The sequence below is a fragment of the Pseudotabrizicola sp. L79 genome, from assembly GCF_036553525.1.
Taxonomy (GTDB): domain Bacteria; phylum Pseudomonadota; class Alphaproteobacteria; order Rhodobacterales; family Rhodobacteraceae; genus Pseudotabrizicola.
Genome location: NZ_JAZHDA010000052.1, coordinates 266,262 through 280,709, shown reverse-complemented (window position 1 = coordinate 280,709; position 14,448 = coordinate 266,262). Strand labels below are relative to the sequence as shown.

Here is a 14,448-nt window from a genome sequence, read left to right as displayed (position 1 = left end):
TACCTCAACCGTAGAGACAATCGCGCAGCCTGATCAGCCCGCGGTGTGTTTCGTCTTCGGGGGCGACAAGCGCCACCCGGATGTAAGCCTTGCCCGGATTGCCCGTGGCCGTATCACGCGACAGATAGGCCCCCGGCAGCACCCGCACCCCGGTTTCGCGCCACAGGGTCAGGGCTGCGGCCTCTCCGTCGCCGCCGGGCACGGGCAGCCACAGGAAAAAGCCACCCTCGGGCGCGACGCGGTTGTGCAGGCCCGCAAACACCTGATCGGCGATGCGGAACTTTGCCTGATACAGCGCGCGCGAGGCGGTGACATGGGTTTCATCTTCCCACGCCGCTTGCGACACGCGCTGGATGGGCAGCGGCAGGGGCGCACCGGCAAAGGCGCGCAACTGGCGGATGCGGGCCATGCTGGCCGCGCCGGTGGCAACAAAGCCTGACCGCAGGCCGGGCAGGTTTGACCGCTTGGACAGCGAATGAAAGACGGCCACACGCTCGGGGTCGGTCTGGGTGGCATCGGCCACTTGCAGTGCCCCCGGCGGCGGGGCATCGCGCCAGATTTCGGAATAGCATTCATCGGCAAAGATGCGGAAATCATGCTTTTCGGCCAGGGCCATCAGCCGGGCCAGGTAATCGGCGGGGGCAATCGCGCCCTGCGGATTGGCCGGAGAGCAGAGATAGGCCACCGTCACCCGGTCCAGCAGGTCGGGCGGCAGCGCTTCGTAATCGGGCAGATAGCCGGTTTCGGCGGTGGCTGGCACATAAACGGGCTGGGCCCCCACCGTCAGCGCGGCCACGGCATAGACCTGATAGAACGGGTTGGGCATCAGGATGACGGGCTGTTTGCCGCGTTTGGTTTCGGGCGCAAGCGCGATGGCCGCGTTGAACAGGCCTTCGCGGGTGCCATTCAGCACCATCAGCCGATCCGGGCCAAGCGCCACGCCGTAGCGGCGGTGCAGCCAGGTGCCGATGGCCCCCAGCAATTCGGGCGTGCCGTCATTGGGCGGGTAAATGCCAAAGCCCGCCAGATTTTCGGCAAGGATGGGGCCGACGAAATCGGGCATGGCATGGCGCGGCTCGCCAATGGTCATGGCAATGGGCGCATCGCCGGGGGCATGCGCGTCAAGAAGGGTCCGCAAGCGCGGAAATGCGTATTCTGGCAGGTTCGAAAACCGCTCAGGAAATGCCATGACTGCCTCGTGTTTCGGGGTCATTGCGCCCCGTTTCCCATCAGATTAGCGACAGGGGGGCGTAAGGTCCAGAAAAACGGTTGATCCCGAGGGGTTGGGCCCAAGGGATTGTGTCTTTTTCGTCCCGAAGGCGCTGTGCGGCGCTAATGCAGGGCACGTTCGGCCGCCGCAGCCAGCCGCAGCAGGCGCTCTTCGGCGCGGGGCGGTGCCATCAACGAGATCCCGCACGAGGGCTGCATGGTTGGCAGGGTGATGGCGCATTGATCCATCAGATTGCCGATGCGGGTGTTGCGCAGGGCCAGCAGGTTTTCGGTGACATAATAGGCCGGGTCATTCATCAGCCGGTCGGCATGGGGGGGCAGGATCGGCGACGTGGGCACCAGAACGGCATCAAAGGCGGCCATCTGCGCCGCCCATTCGGCGCGGATCTGGGCCAGCCTGCGCCATGCGGCGACGTAATCGGCGGCCATGACCTCGGCCCCTGCGCGAAAGCGTTCGAGAATGCGGGGGAACATCTTGTCGGGTGCGGCCTCGATCGTATTGCGCCAGATGCCATAGGCCTCGGCGGTGAAAACGGTTCCGGTCAGCGCCATGGCCTCGGTCAGGGGGGCAAAGGGCGCGCGGCTGATCTGCGCCCCGGCGCGCGACAGGCGGCTGACGGCATCGTCAAAGCCATTGGCCGGGCGGTCGCGGATGTCGTCAAAGGCCACGGTGTCCAGCACCAACAGCCGCGCCCCCGACAGGCTGGCCCCGCGCAGATCGGGGGCGCTGCTGCCCTGCAAGGCGGCAAACAGCAAGGCGCAGTCTTCCACGGTATGGGCCAAAGGGCCGACGCAATCGAACATCTCGCACAGCGGCACGATGCCGGTGGTGGGCAGACGGTTCAGCGCAGGCTTCAGGCCGACCAGATCGTTCCATGCGGCCGGAATGCGGATCGACCCGCCGGTATCGGTGCCAATGGCGGCCGGGGCCAATCCATGCGCAACCGACGCCGCCGCCCCCGAAGATGATCCGCCCGCCACCGCATCATCATCATTGATACAGGGCGGCGTGGCCGTCACGGGGTTCAGCCCCAACCCGGAAAACGCCAGTTCCGACATATGCGTCTTGCCAAGGCAGACAGTGCCTTGCAACGTGGCCTGCCGCAGCACCGCCGCATCTGCCGTGGGAATGCGCCCCTGCAACAGGGCTGACCCGGCCTCGGTCTGCCGACCGGCGGTGTCGATATTGTCCTTCCAGCTGATCGGCACCCCATCCAGCGGGCTGCGGCGCAGGCCCGCCTTGGCGCGCGCGGCGGCGGCCATCGCCTCGGCCCGGCTGCGGTTGGGCATGACGCGGGCATAGATGCGGTCGCGCAGCGGGTGGCTGTCAATCGCATCCAGCTGCATTTCGCACAAGGTGACCGGGTTGATCCGCCCGGCGCCGATCTCGGCCCCCAATTGCGCTGCCGTCATGTTCGCCCAGGTTTTTGACATGCCATGCTCTCCGTGGTTCGGGCAACGGTAGCGGCACCGCAGCGCATGGACAATCCCGCCCGTTGCGCCATATTCGGCGCCATGGAACATGATGCAGATATTCTGATCGCAGGCGGGGGGTTGAACGGCCCCGCCTTGGCCCTGGCCCTGGCGCAAGGGGGGCTGCGGGTGATCGTGGTCGATGCCCGCCCCGCCCCGGCGCGGGCCGAAGCGGGCTTTGATGGCCGCGCCTATGCGCTGGCGCTGGCGTCGAAACGGCTGCTGACGATGATCGGCCTTTGGGACAGCCTGGCCGACAAGGTGCAGCCGATGCGCCAGATCAAGGCCAGCGACGGCCATGCCGGGCAGGGGGCCTCGCCGCTGTTTCTGCATTTCGACAGCGCCGAGATCGAAGAAGGCCCGATGGGGTTCATGCTGGAAGACCGGCATCTCTACCGTGCCTTCCTGCAGGCGATGCAGACGACACCCGGCATTACGCTGATCTCGGGCGAGACTGTGGTGGCCCAACAGCCGGCGCCAACAGGCGTCAGCGTCACGCTGGCCTCGGGCCGGGTGCTGACGGCGGGGCTGCTGGTCGGCTGCGACGGCCGCGGCTCGGGCGTGGCGGCCCGCGCGGGCATCCGTCGGCAGGGCTGGGGCTATGACCAAACCGCTTTGGTCACGGCGGTCTGGCATGAAAAAGATCACGAGGGCACGGCGCAGCAATTCTTCATGCCCTCGGGCCCGCTGGCCATTCTGCCGCTGCCGGGCGGCCATCATTCCTCGATCGTCTGGAGCGAAAGCACCGCTGCGGCCACGGCCATTCAGGCGCTGGACGATGCGGCCTATCTGGCCGCGCTGCGCCCGCGCTTTGGGGATTTTCTGGGCCAGATCAAGCTTGCGGGCATAAGGTTCACCTATCCGCTCAGCCTGTCCCTGGCCGAGCGTTTCGTGGCCCCGCGGGTGGCTTTGGTGGGCGATGCCGCGCATGGGGTGCATCCGATTGCGGGGCAGGGGCTGAACCTCGGCCTGCGCGATGTCGGCGCGCTGGCCGAAGTGCTGATCGAGGCGATGCGGCGGGGTGAAGATCTCGGGGCGATCGATGTGCTGGAACGCTATCAACGCTGGCGCCGGTTTGATGCCACCGCACTTGCGCTGGGCATGGATACGGTCAACCGCCTGTTCTCGAACGATAATCCCCTGCTACGGCTGGGGCGAGATCTGGGCATGGGCCTCGTCTCTTCCCTTCCGGGCCTGCGGCGCGGCTTCATGCGCCAGGCGGCGGGCCTCAGCGGGGATCTGCCCAAACTGCTGCGGGGGCAACCGATCTGACGGCTTGCCCTTCATCTTGGCCAAAATACTCCGGGGGTCAGCGGGTTTCGCAGAAACCCGCGACAGGGGGCAGCGCCCCCTGACCTTGGGTTGGGCTGCGCCTTACGGTGCCAGATGGGCGCGAAAGGCGGTGACCACCTCTTCATAGACCGCGCGTTTGAAAGGCACGATCGAGGCGATCATCTCCTCGCGGCCAATCCATTTCCACGCGGAAAATTCGGGGTGTTCGCGTTGAATGATGATCTGGTCATCGCGGCCCAGATAGCGGAACAGAAACCATTTCTGCCTTTGCCCGCGATATTTGCCCTTCCAGACCTTGCCCAGCAGATCGGGCGGCAGATCATAGGTGACCCAGCCATGGGTCTTGCCGATGAACTCTACCAGATCGCGGGTGACGCCGGTTTCTTCCCACAATTCGCGATAGGCGGCGTCGCGTGGTTTTTCACCGTCGTCAATGCCGCCTTGCGGCATCTGCCAGGCTGGGCTGGGGCTGTCGATGCGTTGACCGGCCCAGATCTGGCCGGTGGCATTGATCAGCATCACGCCGACGCAGGGGCGGTAGGGCAGGGTGTTGGGGTCGATGGTCATGGCTAAGGTGGTAGGGCCGGGCTTGCGCCCGGCCCCTGTCCTGATCAGGGTTTCACGGCCACGACCGCAAGGCCGTGAATGATATCAACCGCATAGGCGAGTTGGTAATCCTCGTCGCGCAGCTTGGCGGTTTCCTCGGCGCGGGCGCGTTCTTCTTCCAGAAGCTTGCGCTCATCCTCGGTCATCGAGTCGTTCGACAGCACCCCGCGCAGATCGGCTTCCGAGGTCTGGCGGCGCGCGGCGCTGGTTTCATCCTCGGGCTTGGCTTCGGCATTGGGGTCGCGCGGCGGTTGGTTCACCACGATATCGGGCATCACGCCAAGGGCCTGAATCGACCGGCCCGAAGGGGTGTAATAGCGCGCGGTGGTCAGGCGCATGGCGCCATCGCCGCGCAGCGGGATGATGGTCTGGACCGAGCCTTTGCCAAAGGTCTTGGTGCCGACAACGATGGCCCGGCGATGGTCTTGCAGCGCGCCCGACACGATTTCCGAGGCCGAGGCCGAGCCGCCATTGACCAGCACCACGATCGGTTTGCCCTGGGTCAGGTCGCCCGGCGTGGCATTGGTGCGTTCGCCGTCATTGGCGCCGCGGCCCCGCGTTGAAACGATCTCGCCGGTTTCAAGGAAAGCATCCGACACCTTGATCGCCTGCGTCAGCAGCCCGCCGGGGTTGTTGCGCAGATCGACGACAAAGCCATCGACATTGTCGATACCGCCAAGCGCCTCGACCTCTTTCTTCAGGTTTTCTTCCAGCCCGCTGTAGGTCTGGTCGTTGAAAGTGGTGATCCGCAGCACCACGGTCTTGCCCACGGCCCGAGAGCGCACTGCCGTCAGCTTGATCGTGTCGCGGATGATCGACACGTCAAACGGATCGGCGACGCCTTCGCGCACCACGGTGATGATGATTTCTGAACCGACGGGGCCACGCATCTTGTCCACAGCGGCGTCCAGCGTCAGGCCAAGGACGGATTCGCCATCGACATGGGTGATGAAATCGCCGGCTTCGATCCCGGCCTCATCTGCCGGGGTGTCATCCATGGGCGAGACGACCTTGATAAAGCCCTCTTCCTGCGTCACCTCGATGCCAAGGCCGCCGAATTCGCCCCGCGTCTGCACGCGCATGTCGCTGAAATCATCTGCGGCCAGGTAATTCGAATGCGGGTCAAGCGAGGTGAGCATGCCGTTGATCGCGGCTTCGATCAGCTTTTCGCTGTCCACTTCCTCGACATATTGGGCGCGGACGCGTTCAAAAATGTCGCCGAACAGGTCAAGCTGTTCATAGACATTGGCGTTGCGGGCGTTTTCTTGCGCGATCAGCGGGCCTGCGACCTGTGTGGTCAGCAAAGCGCCTGCTATGGTGCCGCCCAAGACGGCCATTGCGACTTTCTTCATTCCGTCGTCCTATTCCCTGAGGTCTGCGAACCATTCGGTTGGGTCAACCGGGTCTGCACCCTTTCTGAGTTCCATATAAAGCGTTTCTGTGCCCGTCACGCCACCACCTTCTTGCGCACTGGCCAGAAAGTCGGCCACGCCGGGTTCGCCGCCGCCCATCAGCCCCAGTGGTGCCCCGGCTGCCAGCACTTCGCCCACTTCGCCATAGACAATGTCTAGCCCTGCGAGGATCAGAAGATAGCCCCCGCCGGGTTCAAGCACGATCACATTTCCGTAGTCAAGCAGCGGGCCAAGATAGCGCAGGGTGGCGGGCCAGGGGGTGGTGACAAGGGCCCGCGGCCGTGTGGCCAGCGTGACACCGGGGCGGCGGACGCCGGCGGCATCGGCCTCATCCGGGCGGCGCAGCAAGGTGGCCAGCACGGGCAGGGGCAAGGCACCCTTGGCATCCAGAAATTCTTGCGGCTGGTAATCATCCAGCGTGAGGCCCGCGGCAAAGGCTTGCAGCGTATCGGCGCTTTCCAGCAGGCCGCGCAGCGTTTCGGGATCTTCGGTAAAGCGTTTGGGCAGCTGCGTGCGATCGGAAATCGCCTGACTAAGGGCGGTGCGTGCCTGTTGTGCCGTGGCAAGGCCCGCGGCCAGCGTTTCGCCCGCCGCCTGTTGCAGGGTGCGCAGCTCTTGCAGCTCGGTCAGTTCGGCGCGCAACTGGTTGGCCTCGGCCTGAAGGGCGGGGGTGACATCGGCCAGCATCATGGCCGACCGCACCGTGCCCAAGGGCCCCGAAGGGTGCAGCAAGAGCAAGGGGCCGGGGCGCGATTCAAGTTGGCTGAGCACGCCCAGAAGCTGGGCCACCTTGTCGCGCTTGGCCTGAAATTGCAGATCCAGCGTGGCTTCGCGCAGATGGGCCTGACGCAGGGCTTCGCGCAAGGCGGCAAGGCCGTCTTCATAGGCGCGGATGGTCTGCGTCAGGGCCGCAACACGGTCGCGGGCGTTTTCGGCGCTTTGCAGTTCGGTCACCGCCTGTTGCAGATCTGCGGCGGCCTGTTCGGCCTGATCTGTCACGCTTTGCGCCTGGGCCGCCAGCGGGCCAAGGCAAAACAGGGCAAGGGCGGCGGCGCGCATCATTTCAGCAGCGAAACCCCGGTCATTTCGGCCGGTTGCGGCAGGCCCATCAGATCAAGCAAGGTGGGGGCAAGATCGGCCAGACGCCCGCCCGCGCGCAGACCTGCACCCTGGGGGCCGCCAAACAGGATCACCGGCACCGGGTTGACGGTATGGGCGGTGTGCGGGCCGTTGGTCACCGGATCCCACATCTGTTCGCAATTGCCATGGTCTGCGGTGACGATCATCGCCCCCCCGGCCTGTTTCAGCGCGGCGATGGCGCGGCCAAGGCCATCATCCACAGCCTCACAGGCCTTGATGGCGGCCTGAAGATCGCCGGTATGCCCGACCATGTCGGGATTGGCAAAGTTGACCACGATCAGATCATAGCCGCGCTCGATGGCCTGAACCAGTTGGTCGGCCACCTCGGGTTCCGACATTTCGGGTTGCAGATCATAGGTCGCCACCTTGGGCGATTGCGGCATGAAGCGGTCTTCGCCGTCAAAGGCCACCTCGCGTCCGCCATTCAGGAAAAAGGTGACATGGGGGTATTTTTCCGTTTCGGCCAGACGAAACTGGCTGCGGCCATGTTTGGCCACCCATTCGCCCAGCCCGTTGACGATGCTGCGCTTGGGGAAGGCGGTGGCCATATAGCCGTTATGGGCATCGGAATATTCGACCATACCCAGCAGGGCCGACCATTTGGGGCGTGGGCCGGTGTCAAATTCGGCAAAATCGGGCGCACCTATGGCGGCAAGGATTTCGCGCGCGCGGTCGGCGCGGAAATTCAGGCAGAACAGCCCGTCACCATCGCGCGCCCCCGCATAGCCGCCGATCACGGTGGGTTCGATGAATTCGTCGGTTTTGCCAGCCGCGTAATTGTCGGCCACAGCCTGTTCGGGGCTGTCGGCGCGGGCGCCCTTGGCGTTGATCATGGCGTCATAGGCACGGCTGACCCGTTCCCAGCGGTTGTCACGGTCCATCGCCCAATAGCGGCCGATCAGGCTGGCCACGCGGGCACCATCGGGCAGGGCCTTGGTCAGCGCCTGCACGAAGCCGGCTGCCGAGGACGGGGCCACATCGCGCCCGTCGGTGATGGCATGCAGGGCCACCGGAACGCCCTGGGCCGTGATCGCCTTGCAGGCGGCAATGATGTGGCTGATATGCCCGTGCACCCCGCCATCGGAAATCACGCCCATCAGATGCGCCGTGCCCCCCTTGGCCTTGACCGCAGCGACAAAGGCTAAAAGCGCGTCATTGGTGGCAAAGCTGCCATCTTCGATCGCAAGATCGATGGCCCCCAGATCCATCGCCACCACACGGCCTGCGCCGATATTGGTGTGGCCCACCTCGGAATTGCCCATCTGGCCCTTGGGCAGGCCCACGTCGGGGCCAAAGGTGGTCAGGGTAGCATGGGGGCAAGTGGCCATCAGCGCATCGAAATTCGGGGTCTGGGCCAAGGCGGGGGCGTTGTAATCGGCGGTTGGGCCAATGCCCCAGCCGTCAAGGATGCACAGGACGACAGGTTTGGGAACAGGGGTCATCAGAGCCTCATGTCATGCTTTGCGCCGTTGATAGCCTTTGGGCGGCAGCGGGGCAACCTTGGCTTGTGGCGGCGGAGGCGCGATCTTGCGTAAAGGGGGTGTTTGCCAGCGTGGGTGTGGGCTGGTATGTCGCAGGGCAGAAGCGTGCAACACAGGTGACGAAATGGCGTTGGAAACAGCCGCAGGAACAATCGGGTTGATCCCTGCCGTGGCGGCCGTGGGGCTGTTGGGCGTGGGGTCGCAATGGCTGGCCTGGCGGTTGCAACTGCCCGCCATCGTGCTGATGCTGGTGGCGGGTATTCTGGTGGGGCCGGTTTTCGGCCTGTTGCAGCCCGCTGCCGAGTTCGGCCCGATGTTGTCGCCCCTGATCGGGCTGGCTGTGGCGATCATTCTGTTTGAGGGCGGGTTGACGCTGAACCTGCATGAATTGGGCGATGCCAAGGCCGGGGTCTGGCGGCTGGTGATCATCGGCGCGCCCTTGGGCTGGTTGCTGTCGGCGTTGGCGCTGCATTTTGGGGCAGGTCTGGGCTGGGAGGCGAGCGCCGTTTTCGGGGGCATCATGATCGTCACCGGGCCCACGGTGATTGCGCCCCTGCTGCGGCAGGCGCGGTTGCAAAAGCGCCCCGCGGCGCTGCTGCAATGGGAAGCGATTGTGAACGACCCGATTGGCGCCATGGCGGCAGTGGCCGCGTTCTATGTGGTGCTGGGCCATTCCGGCCTTGAAACGGGCGGGGCCTTTGATCTGCTGTGGCGGATGGGCTTTGCCGGGCTGCTGGGGTTTGGGGCCGGGATCGGTGTGGTCAAGCTGTTCCGCGAGGGCCGGATTCCCGAATATATGAAAGTGCCGGTGCTGTTTGCGGCGGTGTTGGTGGCCTTTGCGCTGTCGGATACAGTGCTGCACGAAAGCGGGTTGCTGGCCGTGACGGTGATGGGCCTTGTGATCGCGAATGCGGACCTGCCCTCGTATGAGGAACTGCGCCGGTTCAAGGAACATGCCACGGTGCTGCTGGTGTCGGGTGTGTTCATCCTGCTGGCGGCCTCGTTGGATTTTGGCGCCTTGGGGCAGTTGACCTGGCGGGCGGTGATCTTTGTGGCGCTGGTTGTGCTGGTGGCACGCCCGCTGACGGTGCTGGTGTCGCTGATTGGCACCTCTATTCCGCGCAATGAACGGCTGCTGATTGCCTTTACCGGGCCGCGTGGGGTGGTGCTGGTCGCGGTGGCGGGGCTGTTCGGGCAGCGGCTTGAGGAGTTGGGCGTGCAGGATGGCGCGTTGGTCGGGCCGCTGGCCTTTGTTCTGGTGGCGGTGACGGTGGTGTTGCACGGCTTTACGCTGACGCCGATTGCCCGGATGCTGGGCCTTGCCGGGGGCGATGCGCCGGGGGTTTTGTTGGTGGGGGGCTCGCGCGCCTCGACCGCTTTTGCCGAAGTGCTGAAAAAGGCGGAAATTCCGGTGCTGATCACCGATCCTAACCATCAGCATCTGGTGCGGGCGCGCAGTGCGGGTTTGCCGACCTATTACGGGGATATTCTGGCCGAGGCGGCAGAAAACTCGGTCGAGTTTCTGACCTATCGGGTGATCGTCGCGATGACGGACAATGATGCCTATAACACGCTGGTGACCACCGATCTTGCGCCGGAATTTGGCCGCGACAATGTCTGGCAGCTTGAACGTGCCCGCGACAAAGAGGCCCGCCATGCGATCCGCACCCAATTGGGGGCGCAGCGGATTGGTCAGGGGCGCAGTTTTGCTGCGCTGGAACAGCTGATGGTTGAAGGCTGGGTGTTTGGCATTACCAAGCTGACCGAGGAATTCGGGTTCGACCAGTGGCGCGAGAAAAACCCCGATGCACAGGTCTTTGCCCGGATTTCGCGCGCGGGCGTTCTGTCATTCCCCAATGAGGATACCAAGACCTTTGCGGCAGGCAGCCGTCTGATCACACTGCGGCGCAAAGAGCAGGTGGCAGCAGGCCAGGCGTAAGGCCCAGCCTGCCGTTTCAGGTGGGCGATCAGCGCAGTGCGGTGGCGATCTGGCCCGAAAGCTCGGCCAGAGCCGCGCCGGTTGCGGTGGCGATGGTGGCAGGGCTGCTGTCGGCCAGAGGCTGCAAGATGCTGAAGCGGCGCAGGCGATCCCGCCCGTTGAAGGACGAGGTGGCGAACTGGCCCGAAAGCTCAAATTGCCCATCGGCGCGGGCAACCATGCGGTCGATGCGGACAGTGACCGTGGTGTCGGGGCCATCCAGCAGCGGCCAGGGTTCGGCGGCGGCATTGGCGGTGGTTCCGGTATCCAGCCGTTCAGCGATGATCCGCGTGACGGCCGCACGCGGTTCTTCGGCCCATAGCACACCCTTGGCCGTTTTCAGCGCGCCTTCGGGGGTTTGATACGCGATCTCGGATGCGGCGGCATAGGCCGGAAGGGTGACTTCCTTGACCTCGATCGAGCGGGTGCTGACGCGGGTTTCGCCCGCGCTGGTGTTGGTTCCGATCAGATAAAGATCCTCATTCCCACCGCAGGCGGCAAGCAGGGACACGAGGCAGAGTGTGAAGGCAGCAGATTTCATTTTAGCGTCCCATGATAAGGGAATTTGGATTGCGTTCGATGGTGCGGGCCAGTTGGCCCACCATCTTGGCGGCGGCACGCACTTCGCGCAGCATCGACAGGGTTTCAGAGTTGAAGTCTGACCGGGCCCCATAGGCCGCAACAAGGCCGTCAGCACGGGCCAGAACCGAATCCAGCCGGTCGATGACCGAGGGCAGGTCGGCGGTGGCGGTTTCGACCGCACCGGCGGCCTTGCGGGCCGATTCCATGGTGGCATTCACGTTTTCGACCACGCCACCATCGCGCAGTTCCGACAGCATCAAGCGCACTTCGTCCAGCGCGCCGGTCAGGGCCGGGGGCAGTTTCTTGGCCTCTTCGGTGCCGATCAGGCCATCAACGCTGTTCAGAACCTTGGTGGCCGAGGCCAGCAGTTGCTCGGCCTCCAGCGAATTGGCCTTGGCGGCCAGATCGCGCAGGTCTTGCATCAGCTTGGGGAAGTCTTCCGAGGCGGTGCTGACATTGGCCAACGTATCATCCAGCTTTTTGATCGAGGCGCTGAGGGCATCAATCGTGCCTTGTTCGCGCAGTTCGCTGACGACGCTGCGCAAATCGGCCACGGCCCCGCGCAATTCGCCCGGCAGGGCCTGGATATCTTCATCCGCCATCAGGCTGCGGGCATCCGAGATCAGGCCCGTTGCCTCGCCCGGCATGGCCAACAGATCCTGATTGCTGAGCAAGGTTTCAACCGATGCCATGGTGCGGATCGCCTGATTCAGCGTGTCTTCCACCGGCAAGCGGTTGATCCGTTCCAGCACGCCTTCGACGGTCGAGGTGAAATCGGGCAGGTCAGAGGTGACGGCCGGCACCGTGGGGAAGGGCTCTTCGTTTCGGTTGAAGGCCAGTTTCGGTTGGTCGGGCAGATTGACCAGTTCGACGATCAGAGACGATGAGAACAGGCCCGACGTGCCCAGCCGGGCCCGCAGGCCCTCGGCCACTTGACGGTCAAGGAAATTGAACACCTCGTCTGCGCCAGCCTCGGCCCCAAGGCCCAGCTTTTGCGGATCAAGCCCCAGATTGGCGATCAGGCGCACTTCGGGGCCATCGGCGGTTTCGACGATGCGCGCGGCAATCGCGGTCACTTCGCCCACGTTCAGGCCGCCCAATTGCACCGGTGCCCCGGCGGTCAGGCCACTGATCGATTCGGTAAAGGCAACCGAAACGGTGATGGCGGTGCCAAGGGTGGGGGCAAAGACGCTGGCACGGGCTTCAGCCTCGTCATAGAAAATGTCATAGACATAGCCCGCCTCGACGCTGTTGCCGCCTTCGTAGATGTTGTCAAACGCCACCCCGCCCGCGATCAGCGATGAGATCGAGTCGACATTCAGCGCAAAGCCGCTGGCCCCAAAGCTGACCGAAAACCCTGATGTATCCCAAAAGCGCGAGGCGCTGTTCAAACGCTCGTCATGCGGGGCCTCGATAAAGGCATCGACGACCACGGTCTTGTCATCTTCGGCAAGGCGTGGCTTTTCCAGTCGCCCGACCTCAAGCCCGCGATACAGCACCGGGCCACCTTCGCTGACGCCAACGCCCGGCGTTGTGCGCAGGGTGATGCGCTTGCCCGCACGGCCCGCTTGGACCAGTGGTGGCGTTTCCAGACCGGTAAAGCGTGTCAGTGCCCCGGTGGATGTCGCATCCCATGCGGCCTCGATATAGACGCCGGACAGAACGGTGGACAGGCCCGAGATGCCGCGTGTGGTGACCTGTGGGGTCACAACCCAGAACTGGGCTTCGGCATCGAGAAAGGGCAGAATTTCCTGATCAATCCGGGCATGAACGACAACCTGCGTCAGATCATCGGTAAAGCCGACGGTTTCCACGGTGCCGATCACCACTTCGCGAAAGCGGATCGTGGTTTCACCCGGTGTCACCCCGGCGGCGGTGGTAAAGGTGATCTCGATCAGCCCCCCGCGCTCGGAATAGGTTTTCCAGGCCACACCCAGCGATACGATCAGCGCCAGGATCGGCACCAGCCAGACGAATGACAGGTTGCGCCAGCCCGAGCGACCGGGGGTGACGATGTCCATTTCTGCGGGTTCAGGGGCGGAAGTCATGTATCGTCTGCCTCATATGCGTCCCAGATCATTTTCGGATCGAAGCTTTGGGCCGACAGCATGGTAAAGGCCACCGAAAGCGCAAAGCTGACAGCCGCAATCCCGGGATTGATGGTGGCTGCGAAGTCGAATTGCACGAGTGCGGCCAGAATGGCCACAACAAAGACGTCGATCATCGACCAGCGGCCGACGAATTCGACCACTTCGTAAAGATGTTGGCGGCCATGCCCGCGGATCACCACCGCGGACTGGATCGAGATGGCCAGATAGGCAATGGCCAGAAACTTGCCGATCGGGATCACGACCGAGGCAAAGAACACGATCAGCGCCACGGCATAAGAGCCATGGCCCATCAACTCGATCACGCCGCCGATGATCGTGCTTTGGTATTCCTTGCCGAAATTCTGGGTGATCAGCATCGGATACAGGTTTGCCGGAATATAGGCCAGCAAGCCCGCCACCAGCCAGGCCCAGACATTCTGAAGGCTGTTCGGTTTGCGGGCATGCAGCGGCCGCGCACAGCGCAGGCAATGCGAAACCGGACGGTCGTGAACCCGCCCACAGCCAGAGCAACCGATCAGACCTGCGCGTTGCGCGGTAAGGATCAGGCCCGTTCTTCGAGCGTTTTCCATATCGTCAACTCGCACATCATTGTATCTTTAAGCGTGTTTACCAGAACCAGCGCCACAAAGGCCCAAAAGGCAGGCCCAAAGGTGATGGTCGCAAGGCCGGCCACCTTGACCAGGGCCACCGCAACGCCAACGATGAAAATCTCGGCCATGGCCCAGGGTTTCAGGTTTTGGGCAAAGCGAAAGGCAGGCACGGCATAGCGGGCGCGGTGGTGGCCAAGTGCCATCGGCGCAAGCGCATAGATGATGGCCAGAAAGCGCAAGAACGGCAGCAGCACGATCAGCGCTGCCGTGGCAAAAGACAGGGGCAACAGCAGACCGCTGGAAAAGGCCATCACCGCATCATAAAGCGAGCTGTGCGTGGCCATGCCTGCGGCCGTCAGGTCAAGGAACGGAAAGAACACCGCCGCCACCATCAGCACCGACGACGTGGCTGCCAGCATCACGATCTGGGTCATCGCGCCTTTGCGCGGCGCCATCAGCACCGAATGGCACCGGATGCAGCGCGCCTTTGCCCCCATGGGAATCGACATCTCGTGATGCAGGGCATCGCAGACCGGGCAAGCGATCAACCCT

General features: G+C 64.1%; 12 protein-coding genes. 2 read left to right on the top strand and 10 right to left on the bottom strand.

The window, feature by feature from the left end:
* Positions 1-4: 4 nt before the first annotated feature.
* Positions 5-1,189, bottom strand: coding sequence for an aminotransferase class I/II-fold pyridoxal phosphate-dependent enzyme (locus V3C85_RS14580; protein ID WP_331795927.1), 1,185 nt, complete (start codon positions 1,187-1,189; stop codon positions 5-7).
* A 143-nt stretch (positions 1,190-1,332) separates the two neighbouring features.
* Positions 1,333-2,664 carry an amidase gene (locus tag V3C85_RS14575; protein WP_331796043.1) on the bottom strand — a complete coding sequence of 444 codons (1,332 nt, stop codon included), beginning with the start codon at positions 2,662-2,664 and terminating at the stop codon, positions 1,333-1,335.
* An 81-nt stretch (positions 2,665-2,745) separates the two neighbouring features.
* Between V3C85_RS14575 and V3C85_RS14570 the strand changes: the two genes are divergently transcribed.
* Positions 2,746-3,975, top strand: coding sequence for an FAD-dependent monooxygenase (locus V3C85_RS14570; RefSeq protein WP_331795926.1), 1,230 nt, complete (start codon positions 2,746-2,748; stop codon positions 3,973-3,975).
* Positions 3,976-4,077: 102 nt separating this feature from the next.
* On the opposite strand, the gene V3C85_RS14565 is transcribed toward V3C85_RS14570, so the two are convergent.
* Genes V3C85_RS14565 through gpmI form a run of 4 tightly spaced genes read right to left on the bottom strand, consistent with a single transcriptional unit; the run spans position 4,078 to position 8,596 of the window.
* Positions 4,078-4,563: an RNA pyrophosphohydrolase gene (locus V3C85_RS14565; protein ID WP_331795925.1), complete on the bottom strand. Its 486-nt coding sequence runs from the start codon at positions 4,561-4,563 to the stop codon at positions 4,078-4,080.
* Positions 4,564-4,607: 44 nt separating this feature from the next.
* Positions 4,608-5,954 carry a S41 family peptidase gene (locus V3C85_RS14560; RefSeq protein WP_331795924.1) on the bottom strand — a complete coding sequence of 449 codons (1,347 nt, stop codon included), beginning with the start codon at positions 5,952-5,954 and terminating at the stop codon, positions 4,608-4,610.
* A 9-nt stretch (positions 5,955-5,963) separates the two neighbouring features.
* Positions 5,964-7,076, bottom strand: a complete 1,113-nt coding sequence (locus V3C85_RS14555; protein ID WP_331795923.1) for a murein hydrolase activator EnvC family protein — start codon at positions 7,074-7,076, stop codon at positions 5,964-5,966.
* Positions 7,073-8,596 (bottom strand): 2,3-bisphosphoglycerate-independent phosphoglycerate mutase, encoded by a 1,524-nt coding sequence (gene gpmI / locus V3C85_RS14550; RefSeq protein WP_331795922.1) that lies wholly within the window; start codon positions 8,594-8,596, stop codon positions 7,073-7,075. The genes V3C85_RS14555 and gpmI overlap by 4 nt, the downstream gene beginning before the upstream one ends.
* A 163-nt stretch (positions 8,597-8,759) precedes the next feature.
* Here gpmI and V3C85_RS14545 point away from each other — a divergent pair, with 163 nt between their 5' ends.
* The gene (locus tag V3C85_RS14545) at positions 8,760-10,574 is read left to right on the top strand and encodes a cation:proton antiporter (RefSeq protein WP_331795920.1); all 1,815 of its coding nucleotides are present in this window, start codon (positions 8,760-8,762) and stop codon (positions 10,572-10,574) included.
* A 28-nt stretch (positions 10,575-10,602) separates the two neighbouring features.
* On the opposite strand, the gene V3C85_RS14540 is transcribed toward V3C85_RS14545, so the two are convergent.
* The 4 genes from V3C85_RS14540 to V3C85_RS14525 are packed head-to-tail and all read right to left on the bottom strand — an operon-like array spanning position 10,603 to position 14,405.
* Complete coding sequence (locus tag V3C85_RS14540; RefSeq protein WP_331795919.1) at positions 10,603-11,154, bottom strand: PqiC family protein; 552 nt, start codon at positions 11,152-11,154, stop codon at positions 10,603-10,605.
* A 1-nt stretch (position 11,155) separates the two neighbouring features.
* Positions 11,156-13,243, bottom strand: coding sequence for a PqiB family protein (locus V3C85_RS14535; protein WP_331795918.1), 2,088 nt, complete (start codon positions 13,241-13,243; stop codon positions 11,156-11,158).
* Positions 13,240-13,875 (bottom strand): paraquat-inducible protein A, encoded by a 636-nt coding sequence (locus tag V3C85_RS14530; protein ID WP_331795917.1) that lies wholly within the window; start codon positions 13,873-13,875, stop codon positions 13,240-13,242. Before V3C85_RS14530 ends, V3C85_RS14535 begins: the two co-directional genes overlap by 4 nt.
* Positions 13,848-14,405, bottom strand: coding sequence for a paraquat-inducible protein A (locus tag V3C85_RS14525; protein WP_331795916.1), 558 nt, complete (start codon positions 14,403-14,405; stop codon positions 13,848-13,850). Before V3C85_RS14525 ends, V3C85_RS14530 begins: the two co-directional genes overlap by 28 nt.
* Positions 14,406-14,448 lie beyond the last annotated feature (43 nt).